The 25224-nt window shown below is 71.4% G+C and carries 23 protein-coding genes and 1 pseudogene; 12 read left to right on the top strand and 12 right to left on the bottom strand.

Translation table 11 applies throughout. The features are described 5' to 3' along the window. The 7 genes and pseudogenes from JNK30_RS19685 to JNK30_RS19655 all read left to right on the top strand — a co-directional run. Positions 1 to 589, top strand: a 589-nt coding sequence (locus tag JNK30_RS19685; RefSeq protein WP_293484913.1) for an MSMEG_1061 family FMN-dependent PPOX-type flavoprotein, incomplete at its 5' end; no start/stop codon positions are given. A 93-nt stretch (positions 590 to 682) separates the two neighbouring features. Next, positions 683 to 1483: pseudogene (locus JNK30_RS19680) on the top strand (outer membrane protein assembly factor BamD); the annotation flags it as partial. 240 nt (positions 1484 to 1723) lie between these two features. Then, on the top strand, positions 1724 to 3421 hold the full coding sequence (gene recN, locus JNK30_RS19675; RefSeq protein ID WP_293484911.1) for a DNA repair protein RecN: 1698 nt from the start codon (positions 1724 to 1726) through the stop codon (positions 3419 to 3421). 62 nt (positions 3422 to 3483) lie between these two features. After that, positions 3484 to 4470, top strand: coding sequence for an alpha/beta fold hydrolase (locus JNK30_RS19670; RefSeq protein WP_293484909.1), 987 nt, complete (start codon positions 3484 to 3486; stop codon positions 4468 to 4470). A 72-nt stretch (positions 4471 to 4542) separates the two neighbouring features. Further along, entirely contained in the window at positions 4543 to 6633 is a 2091-nt protein-coding gene (gene ligA, locus JNK30_RS19665; protein ID WP_293484907.1) for an NAD-dependent DNA ligase LigA, read from the top strand. Further along, entirely contained in the window at positions 6630 to 7817 is a 1188-nt protein-coding gene (locus tag JNK30_RS19660; RefSeq protein ID WP_293484905.1) for a class I SAM-dependent methyltransferase, read from the top strand. Before ligA ends, JNK30_RS19660 begins: the two co-directional genes overlap by 4 nt. Before the next feature lie 62 nt (positions 7818 to 7879). After that, positions 7880 to 8737, top strand: a complete 858-nt coding sequence (locus JNK30_RS19655; protein WP_293484903.1) for a crotonase/enoyl-CoA hydratase family protein — start codon at positions 7880 to 7882, stop codon at positions 8735 to 8737. Between the two features lie 18 nt (positions 8738 to 8755). Here the strand turns inward: JNK30_RS19655 and JNK30_RS19650 are convergent, their stop codons facing one another. Both JNK30_RS19650 and JNK30_RS19645 read right to left on the bottom strand, forming a co-directional pair. Continuing rightward, on the bottom strand, positions 8756 to 9589 hold the full coding sequence (locus JNK30_RS19650; RefSeq protein ID WP_293484901.1) for a methyltransferase domain-containing protein: 834 nt from the start codon (positions 9587 to 9589) through the stop codon (positions 8756 to 8758). Beyond that, on the bottom strand, positions 9589 to 11403 hold the full coding sequence (locus JNK30_RS19645; RefSeq protein ID WP_293484899.1) for an aminopeptidase P family protein: 1815 nt from the start codon (positions 11401 to 11403) through the stop codon (positions 9589 to 9591). The genes JNK30_RS19650 and JNK30_RS19645 overlap by 1 nt, the downstream gene beginning before the upstream one ends. A gap of 115 nt (positions 11404 to 11518) precedes the next feature. Between JNK30_RS19645 and JNK30_RS19640 the strand changes: the two genes are divergently transcribed. Next, positions 11519 to 11962 (top strand): ABA4-like family protein, encoded by a 444-nt coding sequence (locus tag JNK30_RS19640; protein ID WP_293484897.1) that lies wholly within the window; start codon positions 11519 to 11521, stop codon positions 11960 to 11962. Continuing rightward, positions 11962 to 12306, top strand: a complete 345-nt coding sequence (locus JNK30_RS19635; RefSeq protein ID WP_293484895.1) for a GIY-YIG nuclease family protein — start codon at positions 11962 to 11964, stop codon at positions 12304 to 12306. Before JNK30_RS19640 ends, JNK30_RS19635 begins: the two co-directional genes overlap by 1 nt. A gap of 4 nt (positions 12307 to 12310) precedes the next feature. Here JNK30_RS19635 and JNK30_RS19630 read toward each other — a convergent pair whose 3' ends face one another. From JNK30_RS19630 to JNK30_RS19605, 6 genes are all read right to left on the bottom strand, one after another. Beyond that, positions 12311 to 13177, bottom strand: a complete 867-nt coding sequence (locus JNK30_RS19630) for a 50S ribosomal protein L11 methyltransferase (RefSeq protein ID WP_293484893.1) — start codon at positions 13175 to 13177, stop codon at positions 12311 to 12313. Positions 13178 to 13221: 44 nt separating this feature from the next. Continuing rightward, entirely contained in the window at positions 13222 to 13695 is a 474-nt protein-coding gene (locus JNK30_RS19625; RefSeq protein ID WP_293484891.1) for a hypothetical protein, read from the bottom strand. Between the two features lie 51 nt (positions 13696 to 13746). Then, positions 13747 to 14715 (bottom strand): magnesium/cobalt transporter CorA, encoded by a 969-nt coding sequence (gene corA, locus JNK30_RS19620; protein ID WP_293484889.1) that lies wholly within the window; start codon positions 14713 to 14715, stop codon positions 13747 to 13749. A gap of 185 nt (positions 14716 to 14900) precedes the next feature. Continuing rightward, complete coding sequence (locus JNK30_RS19615) at positions 14901 to 17222, bottom strand: ATP-dependent helicase (protein WP_293484887.1); 2322 nt, start codon at positions 17220 to 17222, stop codon at positions 14901 to 14903. A 67-nt stretch (positions 17223 to 17289) separates the two neighbouring features. Next, positions 17290 to 19251: an amidohydrolase gene (locus JNK30_RS19610; RefSeq protein ID WP_293484885.1), complete on the bottom strand. Its 1962-nt coding sequence runs from the start codon at positions 19249 to 19251 to the stop codon at positions 17290 to 17292. Positions 19252 to 19328: 77 nt separating this feature from the next. Next, positions 19329 to 19541, bottom strand: coding sequence for a ribbon-helix-helix domain-containing protein (locus JNK30_RS19605; RefSeq protein WP_293484883.1), 213 nt, complete (start codon positions 19539 to 19541; stop codon positions 19329 to 19331). A gap of 114 nt (positions 19542 to 19655) precedes the next feature. On the opposite strand from JNK30_RS19605, the gene JNK30_RS19600 reads away from it, so the two are divergent. After that, on the top strand, positions 19656 to 20426 hold the full coding sequence (locus JNK30_RS19600; protein ID WP_293484881.1) for a Coq4 family protein: 771 nt from the start codon (positions 19656 to 19658) through the stop codon (positions 20424 to 20426). Here the strand turns inward: JNK30_RS19600 and JNK30_RS19595 are convergent. Then, positions 20423 to 20596 (bottom strand): DUF4169 family protein, encoded by a 174-nt coding sequence (locus JNK30_RS19595; RefSeq protein WP_293484879.1) that lies wholly within the window; start codon positions 20594 to 20596, stop codon positions 20423 to 20425. The genes JNK30_RS19600 and JNK30_RS19595 overlap by 4 nt on opposite strands. A gap of 57 nt (positions 20597 to 20653) precedes the next feature. Between JNK30_RS19595 and JNK30_RS19590 the strand changes: the two genes are divergently transcribed. Then, entirely contained in the window at positions 20654 to 20890 is a 237-nt protein-coding gene (locus JNK30_RS19590; protein ID WP_293484915.1) for a DUF2171 domain-containing protein, read from the top strand. Between the two features lie 65 nt (positions 20891 to 20955). Then, complete coding sequence (locus JNK30_RS19585; protein WP_293484877.1) at positions 20956 to 22320, top strand: M28 family peptidase; 1365 nt, start codon at positions 20956 to 20958, stop codon at positions 22318 to 22320. 9 nt (positions 22321 to 22329) lie between these two features. On the opposite strand, the gene JNK30_RS19580 is transcribed toward JNK30_RS19585, so the two are convergent. The 3 genes from JNK30_RS19580 to JNK30_RS19570 form a co-directional block, all read right to left on the bottom strand. Next, positions 22330 to 23532: a pyridoxal phosphate-dependent aminotransferase gene (locus JNK30_RS19580; RefSeq protein WP_293484875.1), complete on the bottom strand. Its 1203-nt coding sequence runs from the start codon at positions 23530 to 23532 to the stop codon at positions 22330 to 22332. Between the two features lie 134 nt (positions 23533 to 23666). Then, positions 23667 to 24863: a hypothetical protein gene (locus JNK30_RS19575; protein WP_293484873.1), complete on the bottom strand. Its 1197-nt coding sequence runs from the start codon at positions 24861 to 24863 to the stop codon at positions 23667 to 23669. Between the two features lie 90 nt (positions 24864 to 24953). After that, the coding region (locus JNK30_RS19570; RefSeq protein ID WP_293484871.1) for a hypothetical protein at positions 24954 to 25224 on the bottom strand (271 nt) is incomplete at its 5' end.

Raw genomic sequence — 25224 nt, 5'->3', positions numbered from 1 at the left:
GCTCGACGAGCTCTACAAGCCGCCCCATCCGCTGACCGTGGCCAAGGACATCGGCTGGATCGACAAGCACGGCCGCCGGTTCATCGAGCTCTCGCCCTTCGTCGCCCTGGCGACCGTGGGCGCGAACGGCGCCGTCGACGTCTCCCCGCGCGGCGGCGGACCGGGCTTCGTCCACGTGGCCGAGGACGGGAAGAGCCTCCTGATGCCCGATCGCCCGGGAAACAACCGCCTGGATTCGCTGCGCAACGTGGCCGAGGGCTCGGGCGAGGTGGGGCTGATGTTCATGATCCCGGGCGTCGACGACATCTACCGCGTCAACGGCCGCGCGAGCCTGGTGGTCGACGACGCGCTCGCGGCGGGCTTCACCGAGTTCGGAAAGGTCCCGAAGTCGCTGCTGCGGGTCGAGGTGCGCGAGGCCTACCTGCACTGTCCCAAGGCGCTGATGCGCGCCGATCTCTGGGGCGACAGCCACCGCGTCGATCGTTCGACCCTGCCGTCGCTCTCGGACATGATCACCGAGCAGCTGGGTGTTGAACGGCCGAAAGCCACCCATGCCGAGCAGGTGGAGAGCCTTCGCCAGACCCTCTGAAGCCGCGCGATGCGACCCGGCGCGCCGTTTGCTCGCCACAAGTCGTAGTGTAGATAGCGACTCTTACGCGTTGGGGCGCGCGCCGGTCTTGAGGTGAAGGTGTACTTGGTCCGCAAATCCAGTCGCGTCGTGCTCGTGGCCGCAGCGTGCGCGCTCGCCCTGTCGGCCTGCTCCGGCAACAAGAAGAACAAGCCGCGCCTCGCCTACGAGGAACGACCCGTGGAACTGCTGTACGCCACGGGGGCAAACCGGCTCGACCGTCGCCAGTGGGCCCAGGCGGTCGCCTACTTCCAGGAGGTCGAGCGTCAGCATCCGTATTCGGAATGGTCGCGCCGCTCGATCCTGATGCAGGCCTACGCCCACTACGAGTCGAACGACTACGCCGAGGCGATCGGCGACGCCGACCGGTTCATCCAGCTCTACCCGGGCAACCCCACCGCCGCCTACGCCCACTACATCAAGGCCATCTGCTACTTCGAGCAGATCGTCGACGTGAACCGCGACCAGGCCGCCACCGCCCAGGCGCTGGAAGCGCTGCGGGACGTGGTGCAGCGCTATCCGCGCACGGAGTATGCGTCGGACGCCCGGCTGAAGATCGACATGGTCAACGACCAGCTGGCCGGCAAGGACATGACCATCGGCCGCTGGTACCTGCGCAACGGCGACACCCTGGCCGCCGCCAACCGGTTCAAGACGGTGGTCGATCGCTACCAGACCACCAGCCACACCCCGGAGGCGCTGTACCGCCTGGTCGAGACCTACCTGACGCTGGGCCTGCTCGAGGAAGCCAAGCGGAACGGCGCGGTGCTCGGCTACAACTACCCGGGCGATCCCTGGTACAACGACGCCTACAAGCTGCTGACGTCCAAGGGCCTGCGGCCCGCCGTCGAGCCGAAGTCGGGCGGGCGGGGCTTCATGCGGCTGCCGTTCACCAAGGACAAGCAGCAGACGGTGAAGCCGCCCGCGGTCGCCGCGGCGCCTGAATCCACGACCGAAGCGGCCACCACGGCCGAGGCGCCGGCGCCCGCCGAGACCGCCGCCGTGGACGCGCCCAAGAAGAAGCGCTTCCGGCTTCCCTTCACGAAGAAGGACTAGGCCTTCAAAGGGGGCCGATTCCCGGCGACATTCCCCGCCATGCTGATCGGTCTGCAGATCCGCGACGTGGTGCTGATCGAGGCCCTCGACCTTTCGATCGGGCCGGGCCTGACCGCGCTCACGGGTGAGACCGGCGCGGGCAAGTCGATCATCCTGGACGCCCTGGGCCTGGCCACCGGGGCGCGCGGCGACGCCGGCCTCGTGCGGCGCGGCGCCTCGCAGGCCGTGGCGACGGCGGTGTTCGCGCCGGCGCCGGCGCACCCTGTGTGGGACCTGCTGGAGGAGAAGGGGCTCGCCTACGCCCGCGACGAGGACCTCGTCCTGCGCCGCACTCTGTCGGCGGATGGCCGCAGCCGCGCCTTCGTCAACGACCAGGCCACGGGTGTCGGCGTGCTCAAGGAGCTGGGTGAGGCCCTGCTGGAAGTGCATGGCCAGCACGAGACCGTGGGCCTGCTGGACGCGCGCACGCATCGCCCGCTGCTGGACGCCTATGGCGGCCTGGAGGGGCAGGGGCGGGAGGTCGCCCACGCCTGGACCATGTGGCGCGAGGCGCAGGCCCGGGTCGAGGCGCTGAAGGCCGACGCGGCCCGCTCGGCGGCTGAGGTGGAGGAACTGACCTTCCGGCTCGCCGAGCTGGATCGGCTGGACCCCCGCGAGGGCGAGGAGGCGGCGCTCGCCGAGGAGCGCGCCGTCCTGGGGGCGGCCGAGAAGGCGCTCGCCGACATCGGCGCGGCCCGCGAGACCTTCGACGGCCTGGGCGGCAAGGTCGCCTCGGCGATCCGGGCGCTGGAGCGCGCCCGCGACCGTGCGCTCAGCGCGGGCGCCGGGGCGGAAGGTCCGGCCGTCAGCCGCCTCGCCGCCGCCGCCGAGGCCCTGGACCGTGTGCTGAGCGAGGCCGCGGAGGCCGAAGCGGCGATCGACGCCGCCGCGGAGGCCTTCGACTTCGAGCCCGACCGCCTGGAGAAGGCCGAGGAGCGCCTGTTCGACCTGCGGGGCCTGGCCCGGAAGCTCAACGTCGCCGTGGAAGGCCTGCCGGCGCTCAGGGCGAAGTTCGCCGAACGCCTGCGCGCCGTGGAGTCGGCCGAAGGGGCGCTGAAGGCCGCGGAGGCGGCGGCACGGGACGCCCGCGGGGCTTACCTCGCTTCCACAGAGGTCCTGAGCCGGGGCCGCGCGGACGCCGGCGAACGCGTGGCCGGGGCGGTGATGGCCGAGCTCTCGCCGCTCAAGCTGGACAAGGCCCGCTTCCGGGTCGCCGTCGAGCCGCTGCCCGAGGAGCGGGCCGGTCCGAACGGCCGCGACCGGGTCGCCTTCGAGATCGCCACCAATCCCGGCGCCCCGTTCGGCGACCTGGGCGCCATCGCGTCCGGCGGCGAACTGGCCCGCTTCGCCCTGGCGCTGAAGGCAGCGCTGGCGGGACGCGGCGCGGGTCCCCAGCCGCTGATGATCTTCGACGAGGTGGACCAGGGCGTGGGCGGGGCGGTGGCGGACGCGGTGGGACTGCGGCTCAAGCGCCTGGCTTCGGCCGCGCAGGTGCTGGTGGTCACCCACAGCCCGCAGGTCGCTGCCCGCGCCGAGGCCCATTGGCGGATCGCCAAGGCCGGTGACGGCGAGCGCGTGCGGACGACCGTGGAGGTGCTCTCCGCCGCCGACCGCGAGGAGGAGATCGCCCGCATGCTCGCCGGCGCCCAGATCACCGACGCCGCCCGCGCCGCCGCACGGGCGCTGATGGACGCCTGACCGGGCGAGGCGGAACTTCCGGGGTGCTGGCCTGTTGGTGGGGCCCGCCTCAGGAAACACCCATGCCTGCCTCCCGCAACGTCGGCCGCCGGGCCGGCTATGCCGCCGCGATCGCCGGCGGCCTCGCTGCGCTCGCCCTCACCAACCATCTGATGGCCCGAAAGGCCGAAGCGCGGCATCCGCCCCGGGGCCGCTTCGTCACGGTCGGCGGCGTGCGGCTCCATTACCTCGAGGCCGGCGAGGGGCCGGCGGTCGTCCTCGTGCACGGCGTCGGCGTCATGGCCGAGGACTTCGCGCTGAGCGGCCTCCTCGAGTCCCAGGCCCGCAACGGGCGCGTCATCGCTTTCGATCGCCCTGGCTATGGCTACTCCGAGCGCCCCCGGGGCCGATCCTTCACCGCGCGCGACCAGGCGCGGCTGCTGCTGGACGCCATGACGGCCCTGGGCGTGGAGCGGGCGTTCGTCGTGGGCCACTCCTGGGGGACGTTCGTGGCCGCGCACATGGCGCTGTTCGCGCCCGACCGCGTGACCGGGCTGGCGCTCGTCTCCGGCTACTACCGGCCCACGCCGCGGCTCGACTCGGTCGCGCTGGCCGGACCGGGGCTGCCCGTCGTGGGGGACGTCCAGCGCTTCACCTTCGCGCCGCCGACGGCGAGGCTGCTCACGCCGGCGATCCTGAAGCACCTGTTCGCCCCCGCGCCCGTGGCCGGGCGCTTCCGGCGGGAGTTTCCGATCCCGCTCACGCTGCGGCCTTCGCAGCTGCGCGCCAGCGCCGCGGACTCCGGTCGGATGGTCCCGGAGGCCAAGGTCCTGCAGCACCTGCTGCCCGGGCTCGCGACGCCGACGCTGGTGATGGCCGGCGCCGGCGACCGGCTCATCGACCCCGCGCACCAGTCGCAGTGGGCCGCCCTCCAGGCCCCCGACGCGACGTACGTGAGCCTGCCGGGCGCCGGCCACATGGCCCATTACAGCGCCGACCTGCGCCTGCAGGCCGAGATCCAGGGCTTCCGCGCACGGGTGGACGCCGGACGGACGCTGTCGGCGGCCTGACCGCGCCGTCACCCGGCCCGCGCCGCCGGAGGAGGGTTCCGCCCGGGCGGCGGAGCGGGTTAGACGTTCGACATGGCCAAGGACGTCGCCGCCCTCACCGAAGCTGAAGCCGTCGAGGAGCTGACGCGCCTCGCGGACGAGATCGCGCATCACGACATCGCCTATTTCCAGCACGACGAGCCGGCGATCAGCGACGCCGACTACGACGCGCTGAAGCGTCGCAACACCGAGATCGAGGCCCGCTTCCCGCACCTGGTGCGCGACAACTCGCCGTCGCTGCGGGTGGGCGCGGCGCGGTCCGAGCAGTTCGCGCCGGTCGAGCACGGCGTGCCCATGCTGTCGCTGGACAACGCCTTCTCGGACGAGGACGCGCTGGAGTTCGACGCGCGCGTGAAGCGGTTCCTGCGGCTGGACGAGGAGGTCGCCTACACCGCCGAGCCGAAGATCGACGGCCTGTCGTGCTCGATCCGCTACGAGAAGGGCCTGCTGGTCCAGGCGGCGACGCGCGGCGACGGCCGGGTGGGCGAGGATGTCACCGCCAACATTCGGACGGTCAGGGACATTCCGCACCGGTTGGCGGGTTCGGGCTGGCCCGACGTCGTCGAGATCCGCGGCGAGGTCTACCTGGGCCACGCTGAATTCGCCGCCCTGAACGCGGCCGCCGAGGCGGCCGGCCAGAAGACCTATGCCAACCCCCGTAACGCCGCCGCCGGGTCGCTGCGGCAGATCGATCCGAAGATCACGGCCCAGCGGCCGCTGCGGTTCTTCGCCTACGCCTGGGGCCATGTGAGCGCCCCCTTCGCGGAGACGCAGTGGGAGGCGTTGCGCAAGCTGAAGACCTGGGGCTTCCCCGTGACGCCGCAGTCGCAGTGCGTGAAGGGGCCGGAGGGACTGCTCGAAGCGTACCGCAGGATGGAGGCCGAGCGGCCGCACCTGGGCTTCGACATCGACGGCGTGGTCTACAAGGTCGACCGCCTCGACTGGCAGGGCCGCCTGGGCTTCGTGAGCCGCGCGCCGCGGTGGGGCGTGGCGCGCAAGTTCCCGGCGGAGCAGGCCCGCACGGTGCTGGAGGCCATCGACATCCAGGTGGGGCGCACCGGCGCCCTGACGCCCGTGGCGCGCCTCACGCCCGTCACGGTGGGCGGCGTGGTGGTGACCAACGCGACCCTGCACAACGCCGACGAGATCGCCCGGCTGGACGTGCGGGTGGGCGACACGGTGGTGCTGCAGCGCGCCGGCGACGTGATCCCGCAGATCGTGCGGGTGATCCCGGAGGAGCGGCCGTCCGGCGCGGAGTCCTTCGCCTTTCCGCACGTCTGTCCATGCCCGCTGCACACCGAGGTGGTGCGGGAGACCACGGCCTCGGGGGCCGAGACCGTGGTCCGCCGCTGCTCGGGCGAGTTCGCCTGTCCCTTCCAGAAGCTCGCGCACCTGCGCCACTTCGTCAGCCGCCGCGCCTTCGACATCGAGGGCCTGGGGGAGAAGCAGCTCGTGCTCTTCTCGGAGAAGGGCTGGCTGAACTCCCCGGCCGACATCTTCCGGCTGCACACGCGGCGGGACGAGATCCTCGCCATCGACCGGTTCGGCGAGACCAGCGTCGGCAACCTGCTGCGCAACATCGAGGAGCGCAGGTCGATCCCGCTGGACCGCTTCATCTACGGCCTGGGCGTCCGCCACATCGGGGAGACCACCGCGGTGGTCATGGCGCGCGGCTACGGCGGCGTGGACGCCTTCCTGGAGGCCATGGACAGGGTCGCCGCGCGCGATCCCGAGGCCGTCGAGGAACTCGACGCCATGGACCAGATCGGCGACGCGGTGATCGAGGCCGCCGCCGCCTTCTTCGCCGAGGACCACAATCGGGCCATGGTCCAGGACCTCAAGAGCCAGCTCCAGGTGCTCGACGCCGAGAAGCCCAAGACCGACACGGCGGTGGCGGGCAAGACGGTCGTCTTCACCGGCAGCCTGGAGCGGATGACCCGCGACGAGGCGAAGGCGCAGGCCGAGCGGCTGGGCGCCAAGGTCTCGGGATCGGTGTCGAAGAAGACGGACCTCGTGGTGGCCGGGCCCGGCGCGGGGTCGAAACTCAAGACCGCGACCGAACTGGGGATCCAGGTCATGACCGAGGACGAGTGGATCGCCCTGGTGGACGGTGGGGCGCCGTGAGCGGGGCGGTCTCCAGCGATCAGCAACTGGCCATCGGCTTCGAGCGCCTGCGCTGCGGGTTCCTGAACCAGGCCGAGCTGATCTTCCTCGACCTCCTGGCGCGCGAGCCGGCCAATGCCACGGCGTTCCGCCTGCTGGGGGTCAGCCGGTGCAAGATGGGACGCCTGCCCGAGGGGGTTGCGGACCTGCGCCGGGCGGTCGAACTGTCGCCGGACACCGAGGTCTTCTGGAACGACCTGGCCGCGGGGCTACGCGAGATGGGCGACCTGCCGGGCGCCCAGGCCGCCTACGCCCGGGCGGGAGCCTTGCGCGACCCCAGGCTCGCGCCGCTGATGCCGATCGAGACGCTGGTCTTCGCGACCGATCGGGCCGTGCACACCTTCCAGCACTTCGACTACCCCTACACCGCGCGCATCCGGTACGGCGCCGGCCACCCGCCGCACGCGCGACTGGCCGAGATCATCGGCGCGGGACGGGACCGCTACGCGGCGCTCCTGGAACAGATGGCCAGGATCCAGCCCGACCTGGCGGAGATCCCGTTCGGCGGCACGGGCGAGGAGCTGACGCCCTACTGGCTCAACGCCTGGTACCCGACCCTGGACGGCATGGCGCTGACCGCGATGCTGCGCTCGCTCAACCCGGCGCGCATGGTCGAGATCGGGTCGGGCATGTCGACCAAGTACGCCCGCAACGCCATTCGGACCTACGGACTGCGCACGCGCATCACCTCGGTCGATCCGCAGCCGCGGGCCGATATCGACCAGCTCTGCAACCATGTCATCCGCAAGCCGCTGGAGGCCTGCGCGCCCGAGATGTTCGACGCCCTCGGGCCGGGGGACATCTTCTTCCTCGACAGTTCGCACCGCGCCTTCCAGGGCTCGGACGTCACCGTCTTCTTCCTGGAGATCCTGCCGCGGCTGAAGCCGGGCGTGATCGTGCACATCCACGACGTCTACCTGCCCGACGACTACATCTCGGGCCACGTGCACCGCATGTGGAACGAGCAGTACCTGCTGGCCACGGCGCTGTTGTTCGGGGCCGAACGGTTCGAGATCCTCTTCCCGACCTGGTTCGTCTCCCGCGACCCGGCCTTGCGGGCGCAGGCGCGGGCGGCGGTGTGCCGCGGCGCCCTGGAGACCCTGGACCTCTACGGCGCGTCCTTCTGGATGCGGGTGCGAGGCTGAGGCGGGGCTTCCCTTCCGTGCGGTGAGCCGTGGTCCGCTCGGGGTCTCGCGCCGGAGGACCCATGAGCAACGCATTCGAGACCGCCTGGACCTGCTTCGACGTCACCCTCGTCGGCAAGGTCGCGCACATCCGCCTGAACCGGCCCGAGGCGTTCAACGCGATGAACCGCGCGTTCTGGAGCGAACTGCCGGCCATCGTGCGCGACATCGACGACAACGCCCGCGCCCGGGCGATCGTCATCTCCTCGACCGGCAAGCACTTCTCCGCGGGGATGGACCTGCAGAACTTCGCGGGCGTGGGCGAGGGGGGCGGGCATGGGGGCGACCGGTGGTCGGCGGCCGAGGCCTCGCGCCACCACCTGCGCTCGCTCCAGGACACCTTCTCGTGCCTCGACGAGGCGCGCGTCCCGGTGATCGCGGCGATCCAGGGCGGGTGCGTGGGCGGCGGCGTGGACCTGACCAGCGCCTGCGACATCCGCTACGCGAGCGCCGACGCCTTCTTCTGCGTGCAGGAGATCAACATCGGCATGACCGCCGACGCGGGCACCTTCCCGCGGCTGTGCCGCCTGATCCCCCAGGGCTGGGTTCGCGAGCTCGCCTACACGGGCCGCCGCCTGCCGGCCGCGCAGGCGCAGGCGATCGGATTGGTCAACGCCGTCCTGCCAGACCACGAGGCGGTGGTGGCGCATGCGCTGGCGACGGCGGCCGAGATCGCCGGCAAGGCTCCGCTGGCCGTCGCGGGCTCCAAGGTGATGATCAACTACGCCCGCGAGCACGGGACGGCCGCCTCGCTCGATTACCTGGGCGTCTGGCAGGCCGGCATGTTCGCCGGACCGCACATGGCCGAGGCCTTCAAGGCCAGGCAGGAGGGCCGCGAGCCGCAGTTCCCCGACCTGGTCCCGGTCCGCCGCGGCATGTGACCGGCGGCGGCCGCCGCCTCAGGGCGTGCGGGCCGTGACGATCCAGGTGGCGGAGTCGAGGCGCAGCCCCTCCGGGCCCACGTGGGGGGCCAGCGCGGCGCGCACGGCGTCGATCACCACCCCGGCCTTGTCGGGGTTCTCGCGCAAGAGGCCGCCCAGCGGTCCGACCTTGAGCGCGAGCCCGACCGAGGTCTCCAGGTCGCCCGCGCCGACCTTCTCGGCGTGCGGCGTGAGCGCGACGTCGCGGAAGCCGGCGTCCGCGAGGATGCGGCGCAACCGGTCGCCGTCGGCGAACGCGAAGGGGCCCGGCGCCCCCGGCGTCGGCGGCGCGGGCGGCGGCACGTGCGCCAGGGCCGCCTGCATCGGCAGGGTCATGATCGGGTTCTCCGACGGATCGCGCCAGCAGATGAAGGCGAGCCGGCCGCCGGGCTTCAGCGCGCGGCGCAGGTTGGCGAAGGCCGCGACGGGATCGGCGAAGAACATGACCCCGAAGCGGGAGAAGAGACCGTCGAAGGCGCCGGCCTCGAAGCCGTAGGTCTGGGCGTCGGCCTCGACGAAGCGCACCCCGGCGACGCCCTCCGCCCGCCGACGCGCCACGTCGAGCAGCGTGCCCGAGATGTCGAGCCCGGTGACCGATCCGCCGGGGGCGACGCGGCCTGCGAGCTCCAGCGTGGTCTCGCCTGCGCCGCAGCCGACGTCGAGGATCGCCTCGCCCGGCTTCGGGTCCAGCGCGGCCATCGCCGCCCGCCCGAGCGGGGCGAGCTGGCGATCGAGCGGCGCCTGCATGGCGGCCCAGGTGGGGCCGGCGCTCAGGTTCCAGTACTCGGCCTGCGCGGCGTTGGGCTCGGTCATCAGAGAGGCTCCGTCACGGCTTCAAGCCAGGCCCGCACCTCGGGTTCGAGCAGCGGCCCGATCTGGTCGCGCACCCGGGCGTGATAGGCGTCGAGCTGGGCGCGCTCGGCGGGGGTCAGCATGTCGGCCACGATCAGGCGCCGGTCGATGGGCGCCAGCGTCAGGGTCTCGAACCCGTGCATGGGACGCTCGCCGCCGGGGATCGGCTCGGCCTCGGTCACCACCTGCAGGTTCTCGATGCGGATGCCGTAGCCGCCTTCCTTGTAGTAGCCGGGCTCGTTGGAGAGGATCATCCCGGGTCGCAGCGCGACGCTGTTGGGCGCCTTCGAGATCCGCTGCGGGCCCTCATGGACGCCCAGGTAGCTGCCGACGCCGTGCCCGGTGCCGTGATCGTAGTCCAGGCCGTGCATCCACAGCGCCTGGCGGGCGAGCACGTCGATGGCCGACCCCGTCGTGCCCGCCGGGAAGCGGACCGCGGCCAGGGCGAGGTGGCCCTTCAGCACCAGGGTGAAGCGTTCGCGCATCTCCGCGCTCGGCTCGCCGATGGCGACCGTGCGCGTCACGTCGGTGGTGCCGTCCAGGTACTGGGCGCCGGAGTCGATCAGGAGCAGGGAGCCTTGCTCGGTCCGCTTGTTGAGCCGCTGCGTCGGCCGGTAGTGGACGATGGCGCCGTTGGAGGCCGCCCCGGCGATGGTGTCGAAGGAGAGGTCCTTCAGCGCGCCCGTGGCCTCGCGGAAGCCTTCCAGCCGGGTGACCGCCTCGATCTCGTCGGGTGGGCTCTGCTGGCCGTCCGTCGCGACCCAGTGAAGGAAGCGCGTCAGGGCCGCGCCGTCTCGGACGTGGGCGCGGCGCGCGCCTTCGATCTCGACGGCGTTCTTGCAGGCGCGGGGCAGGGCGCAGGGATCCTCGGCGCGGATCACGCTCGCGCCCGCCTCGGCCAGGGTGTCGAAGTACCAGGCCGACGACTGCGCCGGATCGACCACCACGCTCTTGCCCTTCAGCTCCGCCAGGGCGGCGGGGAGGTCGTCTGGCGTCTCGAGCCGCACCTGGTTGCCGAGCCAGGCCGGCAGGTCGGGGGTGACCTTGGCGGGATCGAGGAAGAGGCGCGCCGTCCCGTCCTTGGCGAGGATGGCCTGCCCGATCGGGAGGGGCGAGCGGATGACATCGCCGCCGCGCACGTTGAACAGCCACGCGATGGAGGCCGGCGCGGTGAGCACCGCGGCGTCGCCGCCCTTGCCGCCGACCAGCTGGCCGACCCGCGCACGCTTGGCCGACGACTCCTCGCCGGCGAACTCCAGCGCATGGGGCACGACCGGCGCCTGCGGCTGCGGCGGACGCGACTGGCCCCAGGCGCGGTCCAGGGGATTGTCGTTGACCGCCACCAGCTCTGCGCCCGCCTTGGCGGCGGCGTCGCGCAGCCGCGAAAGCGCGTCGGGGCTGTGCAGGCGCGGGTCGTAGCCGATGCGCTGGCCCCGCCCCGCGGCGCTCTCGAGGTAGGCCGGCACGCCGCCTTCCACGAGGTCGCGGATCTCGAAGAGACCGGTGTCAACCTGGTCGCGGACCTGCAGCGTGTAGCGGCCGTCCACGAACACGGCGGCCTTGTCCTTCAGGATCACCGCCGCGCCGGCCGAGCCGGTGAAGCCGGTGGCCCAGGCGAGGCGGTCGTTGGCGGCCGGCAGGTACTCGTTCTGATGCTCGTCCTCGTGCGGGACCAGGAAGCCGTCGAGGCCCTGTTGGGCCATGGCCTGGCGGATCAGCGGCACGTGGCGGGGGCCGAACGAGGGATCGGTGCTTTCGTCGAAGGTCTGTCGCATGGCGGGGATGTAAGCGGTTCCCCGGGGCGGAGCAAAGGCCTCTCGGTGCGCCAATTTATCCGGGTATAATTGACTCGGCGGCCTTCCGGGCGCATGGGAGGGCGGGGAGGGGCCCATGTTACCCGAGCAGATATTCAGCATCGTCAACTTCGCCGCCCTGCCCGGTTGGGCTGCGCTGGCGCTCGCGCCGCTGCGGCGGGACCTCGCGGTGCTGGCCGCCCGCGTGGTCGTCGCGGCGCTGGCGGCCGTCTACCTGGCGGCGCTGGTCGGCGGCATGCTGGGAGTCGGCGCCGACAGCGGCCGGCCGGCGGGCATGCCGGACTACACCACGCTCGCCGGCGTGGTCGCCCTGCTGGGCAATCCGTTCGGGGCGACGATCGGCTGGACCCACTTCCTGGCGTTCGACCTGTTCGTGGGCGCGTGGCAGGTCGAGATCGCGGGGCGTCGGAACATTCCGCACTGGATGGTGCTGCCGTGCCTGGCGCTGACCTTCATGTTCGGCCCGATCGGCCTGCTCGCCTTCTTCGGCGTCCTGGCGCTGCGCCGGAGGGCGGCGTGATGGACAGGTCGGCGCGTCGCGAGGCCATCCGCGACTTCAAGGAGCGAGGCTCGGTCGCCGGCGTCTACGCGATCCGGTGCGCCGCCACCGGGGAGACCTGGGTGGCGGGCGCGCGCAACATCGGCCCCGCGCAGAACTCGATCTGGTTCTCGCTGAAGCAAGGCGCGCACATGAACCGCGCGATGCAGGCGGCGTGGACGGCGCACGGCGAAGGGGCCTTCACCTACGAGGTGCTGGAGCGCATCGACGGCGAAGAACTGACGCCGCTCGGGCTCGCCGACCTCGTCAAGGACCGCGCCCGCCACTGGCTGGCCGAACTGGGCGCGAAGAAGGCGGTCGGTTGAGGGCTCAGCCGCGCCTCAGCACCAGGGTCGCCCAGGCGTCGCGATGCAGCCGGCGGACCAGCCGGAACCCCTTCGACAGGTAGGCGGCGAGAACGCGCCGCTCCTGGGTGCGCAGCAGGCCCGACAGGATGGCGACCCCGCCGGGCCTCAGGGCCAGCCGGATGTCCTGCGACAGCGCCACCAGCGGCGGGGCGAGGATGTTGGCGAACACCAGGTCGTAGGGCCCGTCGTCGCGCACCCGCGCGTGGTTCAGCCCGGAGGCGTGGACGAAGCGGGCCGGTGCCCGGTTGAGCGCGGCGTTCTCGTTGGCGATGCGCACCGACGGGCCGTCGATGTCGGTGCCGACCGCGATGCGCGAGCCCGTCCGCGCGGCGGCGATGGCGAGCACCCCGGTGCCGCAACCGACGTCGAGCACGCGCTCGAACCGGCGGGCCTTCAGGAGGTCGTGGTAGGCCTGCAGGCAGCCGACGGTGGTGCCGTGGTGGCCGGTGCCGAACGCCGCCCCCGCTTCGATGCGCAGGTTGACGGTGCTCGCGGGGGCCAGTCCCCGGTCGTGCGCGCCGTAGACGAAGAAGCGGCCCGCGCGCACGGGCGGCAGCCCCGACAGCGCCATCGCCAGCCAGTCGGCGTCCGCCAGCTTCTCGGTGACCACGCGCAGGGTCGGCCAGCCGCCCAGGACGCGAGAGATCGCCGCCTGCTCGCCGGCCTCGTTGGGGAAGGCGTCGATGCGCCAGACGTCGCGGTCCTCGTCCTCCTCCAGGATCGAGAAGGTGAGGGCCTCGGTGGCGGGATCGGCCTCGAGCGCCGCTGCGGCGGCTTCGGCGTCGGCTCGAGGGCCGCGGGCGATGATCTGGACGGCCTCGTCGGTCATGGGCGCGAGGCTCTAGCGGCTGGCGCGCGCGAAGGCGAGGGGGATCAGCCGGAGATGACGGCTTCGCTGTCCAGATCGGCCGGCGGAGGCGGCGGCGCGGGGAGGTCGCCCTCGTAGTGCGTGTTCCCGCGCATCGAAGGATAGACCGGCTCCTCCCGCGGGGGCTCGACGTAGGACGCCATCGTCACCGGCGAGGGATCCTCGTAGGCCATCACGTCGCCGCGGGGCTCCCCGTCGTGGTCGAGCGCGGCGTCCTCGGCGTGGACGGCAGGCTCGTACGCCGGCCGCGTCGCATCGGTTCCGACCACGTAGTCCGGCAGGCGTCCGGCGTAGCGTGCGACGCCGGCGTCGTCGGCGGCGAGCATCCGGCGAGGACCGCTTTCGCCCATCAGGATCTGCGGCCCGGCCGCCTCGCGCTCGTCGAGCGTGGGCTGCAGGGCGCCGCCGAGAAGGAGCCCGGTGGCGCAGGCGATGGGAAGGCCCAGAGCCAGTCGCCGAAGGTCATCGTTTCGCAACATCCGCATCGGCGGCAAAGCGCGCATCGCGGCGATTGGTTGCGGCTCAGCCGGTCAGAGCCACTTCGCGCGGCGGAAGACGAAGTAGAGCGCCAGCATGACCGTCACCACGAAGCCGAGGACGGCGAAATAGCCGTACTTCCACTGCAGCTCGGGCAGGTATTCGAAGTTCATGCCGTAGATGCCCGCCACGGCCGTGGGCACAGCCAGTATCCCGGCCCAGGCGGCGAGCTGGCGGGTGATGGCGCTCTGCCGCTGGCTCTCGAAGAGGTTGGCGACTTCGAACACCGACGACAGCACGTCGCGGAGCTGCTCGATGGCGCTGGAGACCCGCCGGACGTGGTCGCCCACGTCGCGGAAGTAGGGCCGGATCGCCGGGTCCATGAACGGCATGTGCAGGTGCTCGAGCCGCGCGCACACCTCCTCCATCGGGCCCAGCACGCGGCGGAACCGGACCAGCGACTGGCGCAGGTTGAAGATGTGCGTCACGTCCTCGCGGCTCAGGAACGCGTCCAGCGCGCGCCGCTCCATCTCCAGCACCTCTTCCTCGATCGCATCGACGATCGGCTGGTAGCTGTCCACGATGAAGTCGAGGATCGAGTAGAGGACGTAGGCGATGCCGTTGCGCAGCAGGGTGGGCGCGCCCTCCAGGTGCCGCCGCACCTCGGTGAAGCCCCGGTCCGAGCCCTTGCGGATGGTGATCACGATGTTGCGGCAGAGGAAGGCGCAGGTCTCGCCGTAGATGATCTCCTCGCCCTCCAGCCGCCCGGTGCGCGCCGCGACGAAGACCTGCTCGCCATAGACGCTGACCTTGGGCAGCGGGTGCTCGCAGAGCACGTCCTCGATGATCAGCGGATGCAGGTTGAACCGGTCCTGCAGGACGCGGAGCTCGTCCTCGGTGGGATCGACGAGCCCGATCCATGCGAACTGGTGCGGCTGGATCGGCCGATCCTCCGGCTCGTGCAGCCGAAGGTGGCGCAGCCGATGACCGTCGGAATACACCCTGGCCGCCGCGATCGGCATCCGCGCGAGACTCCCCTCAAGCTCGACCGGAGGAGACGCCAAGGCGCGGGCTTAGGCCACCAAAAAAACCTGCCCGGCTCCTCGTCATCCCCCGGCTCGTCCGGGGGATCCACTGGGCTCGGCGCCGAGCGGCAATGCGACGGCGCCGAAGCGGTCGGCTCACAGTGGACCGGACAAGCCCCGCATCACTGCTTCTCGACGAAGCTGTCGATCACCTTCTTCTCGCCGGCCTTGTCGAAGTCGACGGTGAGCTTGTTGCCCTCGACCCCGCGGACGAGGCCGTAGCCGAACTTCAGGTGGAAGACGCGGTCGCCGCGCTTGAAGTCGCTGCCGGCCGAGCTGTTAGAGGTGGCCACCAGGCGGCCGTCGCCCTCGATCACCGCCTGCCGGCCGGGATGGCTGCCGCGGTACTGGTTGGCCTGGGCGCGGCGCCAGCCGGGGCTCTCGTAGCCGCCGCCGAAGTTGGGGTCGGCGTCCCAGCGGCTGCCGTGCTGCTGCATGCCCGGGCCGCCGCCGTAGTAGCCGGTCTCGGAGCTGGCCTCGACGTGGCCGGGGGGCAGCTCGTCGACGAAGCGGCTGGGCAGCTGGCTGGTCCAGCGGCCGTAGACCTGGCGGTTGGCGGCGAAGCTGATCCGCGCCTCCTCGCGGGCGCGGGTGATGCCCACGTACGCCAGCCGGCGCTCCTCCTCGAGGCCCTTCTCGCCCTTCTCGTCCATCGAACGCTGAGAGGGAAAGACGCCTTCCTCCCAGCCCGGCAGGAACACCAGCGGCCACTCCAGCCCCTTGGCCTGGTGCAGGGTCATCACCTGGACGGAGTCCGCCTGCGGCCCGCGCTCCAGCTCCATCACCAGCGACACGTGCTCCAGGTAGGCCTGCAGGGTCTCGTAGCCGCCCATCGACTGCACGAGCTCCTTCAGGTTCTCGAGCCGCCCCTGCGCCTGGGGCGACTTGTCGAGCTTGAGCATGTCCGTGTAGCCGCTCTCCTCCAGCACGGTCTCCATGAGCCGGGCGTGGGCCACGTGCTCGCCCTGTCCGCGCCAGCGGTCGATGTCGCGCAGGAAGGCGCCGAGCGCGGTCCGGGTCCGCGCCGGCAGTTCGTCGGTCAGCACCAGCTGGCGCGCCGCGGTCATGGCCGTGACCCCGCCCAGCCGGGCGACCTGCAGCAGCTTCTGCACCGTGGTGTCGCCGATGCCCCGCTTGGGCTGGTTGACGATCCGCTCGAAGGCCAGGTCGTCATCCTCGGACTGGATCAGGCGCAGGTAGGCGATGGCGTCGCGGATCTCGGCGCGTTCGAAGAAGCGCGGCCCGCCGATCACCACATAGGGAATCTGCAGCAGCACGAACCGCTCTTCGAAGGCGCGCATCTGGAAGGCGGCGCGCACCAGGATGGCGATGTCGGAGAAGCGGCGACCGCGCCGCTTGGCCGTCTCGATCTCGTCGGCGATCAGGCGGCTCTCGCCTTCGCCGTCCCAGACCCCGCGCACGATCACCTTCTCGCCGCCCTCGGCCTCGGTCCACAGGGTCTTGCCGAGCCGGCCCTTGTTGGTGGCGATCAGGCCCGAGGCGGCGGCCAGGATGTGGCTCGTCGAGCGGTAGTTGCGCTCCAGGCGGACCACCTTGGCGCCCGGGAAGTCGCGCTCGAACCGCAGGATGTTGTCCACCTCGGCGCCGCGCCAGCCGTAGATCGACTGGTCGTCGTCGCCCACGCAGCAGAGGTTCTGGCTCTTCTGGGCCAGGAGGCGCAGCCACAGGTACTGGGCCACGTTGGTGTCCTGGTACTCGTCCACGAGCATGTAGCGGAAGCGGTTGTGGTACTCGGCCAGGACGTCCGGCTGGCTGGTGAAGATCGTGAGGTTGTGCAGCAGGAGGTCGCCGAAGTCGCAGGCGTTCAGGATGCGCAGGCGCTCCTGATACAGCCGGTAGAGGGCCTGGCCGCGGCCGTTGGCGAACTGCTGGCTCTCGGCGGCGGGCAGCTGATCGGGCCGCCAGCCGCGGTTCTTCCACTGGTCGATCAGACCCCCGAGCAGCTTGGCGGGCCAGCGCTTGGAGTCGATGTTCTCGGCCTCGAGGATCTGCCGGATCAGCCGCTCCTGATCGTCGGTGTCGAGGATCGTGTAGTTCGACTTCAGGCCCACAAGCTCGGCGTGACGGCGCAGGATCTGGGCGGCGATCGAGTGGAAGGTGCCCAGCCAGCGCAGCCCCTCGGCCGAGGGGCCGATGATGGCGGTGATCCGCTCGCGCATCTCGCGCGCGGCCTTGTTGGTGAAGGTGACGGCGAGGAGTTCCCAGGGCCGGGCGCGGCCGGTGGCCAGGATGTGCGCCAGGCGGGTCGTGAGCACGCGCGTCTTGCCCGTGCCCGCGCCGGCCAGCACCAGCACCGGCCCCTCCACCGCCTCGACGGCGGCGCGCTGCTCGGGGTTCAGGCCGGCGAGGTAGTCCGCCGGCCGGGCGTCGGCGCGGGCGAGATCGGAGATGCGCGGGGCGGGCAGGTCGGATTCGAACGACATTGGGTCGTATGTAGCATGTGAGACGGCGCACGGGAGCCCAGCGTTCGCGCTGCGTTCTTCGTCCCGATCAGTCGTGAGACGCCTCGCGGCGCCTTACTGCCCTGTCCGCGCAAGCGTTCATTAGGCCCATGAACTCTCCATAGGTCATATCGTCCGGTAGAGGCGTGGCCAGCGCCCTCCAGTCGCGCGACGGGTCCGTCGCCCGCAAGCGCCGCAGGTAGGTCTTCGCCATCGGATCTCGGTACCCAGCCTTTGCGCCCTGAGGCCGGTGCATGGTCAGCGCCACGCGCAGGCAACCGATGTTTCTGGCCTGTTCATCGGTGAGGCCTGCGATGGACCGCGAGAGATCCGCCCGCCGCCAGACGGTCGCGCCTTCCTTCACGGTCTCCAGCACGCGGATCTCACGGATCGCCGCGGGGGGTGTGTCGAGCGGATTGCGGTCCAGCACGACGAAGTCGGCCAGCAGGCCTGGGGCGATCCGCCCCCGGCGGGTCTCCTCGAAGGTCTGCCACGCCGGGCCGGTGGTCAGCGCCTGCAGGGCGCGATAGGCGCTCTCGCGCTGGGCCGGGCCGCTAACGACGCCGGTGCGCGAGGTGCGCGCCATGGCGGTCCAGAGCTGCAACCGGGTGTCCAGCGACGTCACCGGATAGTCCGAGTGGTTCGAGGGGGTCACGCCCGCAGCCCGCGCCGACGCGAAGGGACTGATGAAATCAACCACTTCGGCGGGGAAATTGCTGCGGTGGACGTCGGCCCAATAGAAGGTGTGGTTCGAGAAGAAGGCCGGACCCACGCCGATGCGCGCGTAGGCGGGCAGGTGGTCGGGCCGCATGAACTGCGAATGGATCACGACAGGCCGGCGGTCGTCGGCCGCGCGGATGCTGAGCGCGTCGAAGCCCCGGATCGCCATGTCGATCGCCGCGTCGCCGTTAGCGTGGACGAAGATCTGCCAGCCCCGCCGATGCGCCTCGCCGGCCAGCGCCTGGAACTGGGCGTCGGTGACCAGGGGCTTGCCGCGCCAGGGTCGACTGCCGTCGGGTGCGCCGCGGCTGTAGTCGCGGGTGAAGAAGGCCGTCCGGGCCTGGGGCGAGCCGTCGAGGATGAACTTCACGCCCTGCAGTTTCACCCGCCCGATCCAGGCGTGCGGGCGATACGCCGGATTCGAGAAGAGGGGATCGAGCCCCGCCAGCGAAAGCGGCAGCACGGCGAGGTCCAGTTTCAGACGGCCCTTCGCCGCATTGGACGTGAGCAGCGCAAGGTCGGAAGGCTGGGTCGCCCCGTCCTGGGCGAAGGTGAACCCCTCGCGCAGGTAGAGGGTCTGGGCCTCGTCGATGGCGGCCAGGCGGTCCTGATCGGTCTTCTGCGGCATCGCGGCCGTAAGCGGCGCCATGGCCGTCTCGAACAGGCCGCCGGTGAGACGGCCCTGGGCGTCGGTGGTCATGACCCCGCCCTCGGGCGGCGCCTGGCCATCGGCGAGGCCTGCGGCGGCTAGCGCCTGGCTGTTGGCTACGAGACCATGCCCGGACACATGCATCAGCACCACCTTGTGGCGGGGCAGGGCGGCGTCGAGTTCGGCGCGGGTGATGTAGCGCTTCTCGGCCAGACCCTCCTGGTCGTAGCGGGTCGCGATCACCCAGCCGCCGTCCGGGATCTTCGCGGCGAACCGGCGCAAGGCGGCGACGAGCGATGCGTTGTCCGAGAGCGGCCCCGTCGCCGCGTCGGCCAGGTTGAGCCGGCCCGCCTCCTGGAGCGCTGAGGCGAAGTGGGAATGGGCGTCGACAAAGCCGGGCAGGAGGGTGCGCCCGGCGAGGTCGCGGTCGTTCGCCCCGGCGCCGGCGACCCGCCGCGCCTCGGAAAGTAGGCCCGTGAACGCGATCCGGCCGTCACGCACGACCACCGCCTCGACGACACCGGGCTGATCGCCATTCATCGTGACGATGGGCCCGCCGCGCCAGATGGTGGTGCTGGCCCCCAGCGCCGGCGGGGCGGCGACGAGCAGCAGCCCGACCGCGGCGACGATGGCTTCATGCATGAGTGTTCCGCCTTCCGCTTGGCTGCTCGCGCGACGGCGAGGGATGTGCCCTGGGCGAGGCCGCGTCAACGCGGCGCTCAGCGAACGCGCAGATGTTCCAGCGCCGCCACGCGGCACGCGCTGGCGAGCGGGCGGTCGCCGCGGTCGCGGTCGACGGCGGCGATGAGGGCGGCGAGGCTGGACCCGCGCTGCCGCGCCATCTCGTCCAGCACGGCCCAGAACTCCGGCTCCAGCGCGATGGAGGTCGCGTGGCCGGACAGCTGGACGGAGCGCTTCTTCAGCATCGCCATAGGCCTTGCGTTTACGGCTTTCGCTTAGGCCGATACAGCCCTCTTGCCAAAACCTGACGGAGGCGTCATTTTATCTGGACACTGTTCACATCGAGCCACGAGCGCCACGCCCCCATGACCCTCGCCGCCGAAACCACCACCGACTTCCGCGCCGACGAACCGCGCTGGGATGCCGCGAAGATGCGCTGGGGCCACGCCTGGCGTGCGCTGCAGAAGCTGCTGGCCGACAAGGACGACACCCACCAGGTCTTCGAGATCATGCGGGCGCTCAACGGCCGGTCGACGGCCAATGGCTATCAGCGCCTGTTGCAGACGACGCACGGCGGCCGCATCGCCTACGCCCGCGAGGAGTTCGCCAGGAAGCTGATGGACGACGCCTGGCTGGACAGCCTGCCCGCCGGCAGCGTCGGCGCCGCCTACCGCGAGTTCATCCGTTCGGAACATCTTTCGGCCGAGGGCCTCGCCGACGTCAGCCGCGAGGGCGGCAACGAGATCGAGGAGCAGCATCCCTACGCCTGGTTCGGCCGGCGGACCCGCGACGTCCACGACATCTGGCACATCCTCTCGGGCTACCATCGCGACGCTCTCGGCGAGGCGTGCCTGGTGGCGTTCTCGTTCGCCCAGACCGGCGGGCTCGGCTGGGCGCTGATCGCCTTCGGGGCCTGGACGCGCGCCCGGAAGTCGAAGGACTACCCCTATACGAAGGCGATCTGGCAGGGCTACCGGCGCGGCAAGGCCGCCAAGTGGCTGCTGGGCGAGGACTACGAGCGCATCATGGCCGAGCCGCTGGAGGCCGCCCGCAAGCGCCTCGGCATCACGCCGGCCACCTGGTACGACGCGATCCCCGCCGAGGTGCGCGACGGCGCGTTGCCGAAGGCCGCCTAGTCCCGCTTCTTGCCGTCCAGTTCGCGGCGGGCGCGTTTCGCCTCGAGCTTCGACACGGCCGTCTCGGCCTTGGGGCGGCCGAACTTCACCCGGTTCGCGGCCGCCTCGGCCTTGCGCGCGGTCTGCGCCCGCGCCTTGCGCGCCTTGTTCAGGTTGATCGGGTCCGCCACGGAAACCTTCGTCGGATCATGCTCGTTAGGGCCGCAGCCTATGACGAGGAGACGTACATGATCCAGGCTTCGGAAATCCGCGAACACATGGAGGTCGTGGGCTCGGACGGCGGACACGTCGGACGCGTCGACCATGTTCTGGGCGCCGACATCGAGCTTGCCAAGTTCGACATGGGCGCAGGTCTCAGGCATCACCTGATCCCGCTGACCTGGGTGGACCACATCGAGGGCGACAAGGTTTGCCTGAGCCTGACCCGGGAGGCCGCGAAGGCCGGCTGGCGCGCGAAGCACTAGCCACTCCGCCCGCCCGTCTGCCATGACAGTCCGCTCAACCGTGGCGGGCGGACTGGAGAGGCGGCGTGAAGGTCTTCGTGTTGATTGCGGCGGCGCTTGGCCTTGCCGTCCCGGCCGCCGCAGCCCCGGCGCGCGCGGCGAAGGTCTGCGCCGACTGCGTGACCGAGACCATGCGCCACCTCGCCGATCCGAAGATGCGCGGACGCGCCTGCGGCACGGCCGACGAGAATGCGGCGGCCCGCTACCTGGCCGATCGGCTGAAGCGCTATCGGGTCAAGGGCGCGGCGCCGGGCGGCGGCTACCTGCAGGCCGTGACCTTCCGCACGCCCACCTACGCGTCGCCGCCCAGCCTCGCGGTGGGCGGGCTGACCCTGACTCAGGGCCGCGAGATCGTGACGCTCGACCCGGCGGACTCCGTCGAAGCGCCGCTGGTGCGCGTGGGGCTCGCGGCGCCCGAGGCGGCAGCCGGCAAGATGGCTCTGTACGACGCGCCCTATGATCCCAAGGCGGTGGGCGTGTTCCTGCGTGCGGGCGCCGCGGCGGTGATCGCGCCAGCGCCGGAGAGCGTCCTGCGGGCCTGGGCCCAGCTGGCCGAGCGCGGGCCCCGGGGCGTCCAGATCCTGGGTGTGGAGGAGGCGCCCGTCCCGGCCCAGCCCAGGGGCCCGACGGTCATCTTCGCGCGGCCCGAAGCGCTGGCGCAGCTTCGGGCGCTGGAGGGGCAGGTCGCGCGGTTCGCGGCGCCGCGGGGCGCCCCAGTGGAACGGACCACCTACAACGTGCTGGCGGCAATCCCCGGCCGGACCAAGGCGGGCCGAGCGCAGGAGGCTGTGCTGCTGAGCGCCCACTACGACCACGTGGGCGTCCGGGGCGGGGTCGTTTACCCGGGCGCCAACGACGACGCCTCGGGCACGGCGGCCGTCGTCGAGTTCGCGCGCATGCTGGCCTCCGGACGCGCGCCGAAGCGCACCGTCCAGTTCGCGCTGTTCGGCTGCGAAGAGGAAGGCGGGCACGGCGCCAGGTACTTCCTGGCGCACCCGCCGGTGCCGCTGTCGACGCTGGTCGCCAACCTCGAGTTCGAGATGATCGGCGTGCCGGACCCCAAGGACAGGAAGGCGCTGATGCTCACGGGCTGGGAGCGCACCGACCTCGGCCCCGCGCTGAGGGCGCAGGGCGCCTCGCTGGTCCCCGATCGCTACCCCGAGCAGAACTTCTTCCAGCGCTCGGACAACTACCAGCTCGCCCGCAAGGGCGTCGTCGCCCAGACCATCAGCGCCTGGCCGATCCCGCCCACCTACCACCAGCCCACGGACACGCTGGAGAATCTCGACCTGGCGTTCATGGTCGAGGTCATCCAGTCGCTGGCCGGACCCATCCGCTGGCTGATCGACGGCGAGTTCCGCCCGGCGTGGGGGCCGGGGATGCAGCCCTGACGGCGGCGCCTACTTCACGTTGGCGCAGAACCGCTGGATGCGCTGGCAGGCGTCCTCCAGCACGCTGTTGGCCGTGGCGTAGCTGACCCGGAAGTGCGGCGAGAGGCCGAAGGCCGCGCCATGCACCACCGCCACGCCCTCGGTCTCCAGCAGCTCGACGGCGAAGTCCGCGTCCGAGGCGATGACCTTGCCCGACGGCGCGGTCTTGCCGATCAGGCCGGCCACCGACGGATAGACGTAGAACGCGCCTTCCGGCGTCGGACAGTGGATGCCGCGGGCCTGGTTGAGCATCGAGACCACCAGGTCGCGCCGCTGCTCGAACAGCTTGGCGTTGGGCTTGATGAAGGCCTGCGTGCCGTTCAGCGCCTCGACCGCCGCCCATTGCGAGATGGACGCGGGGTTGGAGGTGGTCTGGCTCATGACCTTGCGCATGGCGTTGATCAGGGGCTCGGGGCCCCCGGCGTAGCCGATGCGCCAGCCGGTCATGGCGTAAGCCTTGGAGACCCCGTTCATGGTCAGGGTGCGCTCGTAGAGGCCCGGCTCGACCTGGGCGATCGTCGAGAACTCGAAGTCTCCGAAGACCAAATGCTCGTACATGTCGTCGGTCAGGATCCACACGTGCGGGTGCCTGAGCAGCACGTCGGCGAGGGCGCGCAGCTCGGCCCGCGTGTAGGCCGCGCCCGACGGGTTCGAGGGCGAGTTCAGGATGATCCACTTGGTCTTCGGCGTGATCGCCCGTTCGAGGTCGTCCGGCCGGACCTTGAAGTTCGTTTCCGCGCTGGTCGGCAGGGCGACCGGCTCGCCGCCGGCGAGCAGCACGATGTCCCAGTAGCTCACCCAGTAGGGCGTCGGGACGATCACCTCGTCGCCGGGGTTCAGCGTGGCGAGCAGCGCGTTCCAGATCACCGGCTTGCCGCCCGGGGAGACGTTAATCTGGCTGGGCTTATAGGTGAGGCCGTTCTCCCGGTAGAACTTGGCGCAGATGGCCTCCTTCAGTTCGGGGATGCCGTCGACGTTGGTGTACTTGGTCTTGCCGTCGCGGATCGCCTTGATGGCGGCGTCCTTGATGTTGTCCGGCGTGTCGAAGTCGGGCTCGCCGGCGGCCAGGCCGATGACGTCCTTGCCCTGGGCTTTCAGCTCGCGGGCCTTCGCGTCGGCCGCGAGGGTCGCGGACGGCTTCACGCGGGCGAGCGCGGCGGACTCCAGGGACATGGCGGATGAGCTCCCGGCCTTAAGGGTTGGACGGCCGCGGACATAACCCATGCTGCGCCGCATTCAAACCGCCGCTTGGCGCGAAGTGGCCCGGGCGCGGTGGCTCGCCGCGCGCCGGGCCTTCGGGCTCTCCGTCAGCCGAAGTTGTTCAGCGAGATGTCGGCCAGGGTGCGGCCGACGAGCAGGACCGAGACGTCCGCGCCGTCGGCGGGGTCGCCCAGGTCGGCGAAGACGTAGACGTCGCCGCCCACCTGCGCCGCCACATACTTCGCCCCGGCCGCCGAGATGTGCTCGTTGGCGATCGAGAGCGCCTGCGCGTAGTCGGCCGCCACGAACTCGGAATAGCTGCGCGGCAGGATCGAGCCGCCGCCGTCGGCGACGAAGATGCTGACCTCCGGAAAGTGCAGCGTGTCGTGCGCTTCCCAGTCCAGGATCTCGGCGTCGGCGCCCGCCGCCGGCATGGTCTTGCCGATGATCTCGAACCGATCGCGTCCGGCCCCGCCCAGCAGCCTGTCCCGGCCTGCGCTGGCCGCCGTCAGGGTGTCGTCGCCGGCCTCGCCCGCCAGGGTGACGGCCTCGGGACCCTGCGCGGCCAGGCGGTCGTTCCCGTCGCCGCCGTAGAGGAGGTCCTGTCCGAAGCCTCCGGAGAGGTTGTCGTCGCCGTCGCCGCCCATGAGCGTGTCGTCGCCTTGGCCGCCGTGGATCTCGTCGTCGCCGCGGTCGCCGAAGAGGAGGTCTCCGCCATCCCCACCGCCGATGACGTCGTCGCCCTGTCCGCCCAGGAGCGTGTCCCGGCCCGCGCCGCCGATGATCTCGTCATCGCCGAGGTTGCCATGCGCCCAGTCGCCCTGGTCGCCGGGCAGGCCGGGGCTTTCGCGGCCGGTCAGGATGACGTCGTCCCCCTGGCCGCCATAGAGGGTGTCCGCGCCGGCGCCGCCGACCAGGGAATCGTCGCCGCTGTTGCCCTGGACGAGATCGCGCCCGTCGCCGCCCTCCAGCGTGTCCGCGCCGGCGCCGCCGTAGGCCGCGTCGTCCGCAGGGCCGCCAGAAGCGCGCTCGTCGCCCGTGTCGCCGATGTAGAGCCGGCTGCCGTCGGCCATCACCAGTCCGCCGGTGCGCGACAGCTGCGCGAGCTCGGTCCCGAACGCGACCGTGCGACCGCCGAAGGTGACGAGAATGCGCGGAAGTTCCGGCGCCAGCGCCAGCGGGTCGACCGACTGGTAGACGACGGTGACGCGGGCCGCGGGGCCTCCGGCGAAGGTCAGCGTGTCGCCGGCGCGGATGTTCAGCGCCTGGTCTGCCGTGATCGTGTCGAACGCGTACGCGGGCAACGGATGGGTCTCCTCAAACGGCCGGAGCCCGACAACTCGCGCATGTTGCGTAAAAATGCAACTTGAAAATACGTAAGTCCGCGTGCGGCGTCAGATGAAGTTCGCGCCCGAGATGTCCGCCAGCGAGCGGCCTACCAGGATCGCGCCCGTTTCGACCGTGTTGCGGCCGCCGTCGACGAACAGCACGACGTCGCTTCCGACCTGGATCGCCATGACCTCAATGACGCCGGCCGCGAAGGTGTTCTGCGCCGCCAGAACCGCTGCGGTGAAGTCGGCGGCGCTGGTCTCGCTGTAGGCCTGGCCCACGACGAAGCTCAGGCGCAGCTTGTCGGTGACGCTCCAGTCGGTGATCCGGTCGAGG

It is taken from the genome of Phenylobacterium sp. (genome assembly GCF_016793225.1).
Classification (GTDB): Bacteria; Pseudomonadota; Alphaproteobacteria; order Caulobacterales; family Caulobacteraceae; genus Phenylobacterium.
The sequence above is the reverse complement of the archived record's forward strand: the minus strand, read 5'-3'. Positions and strand labels throughout refer to the sequence as shown.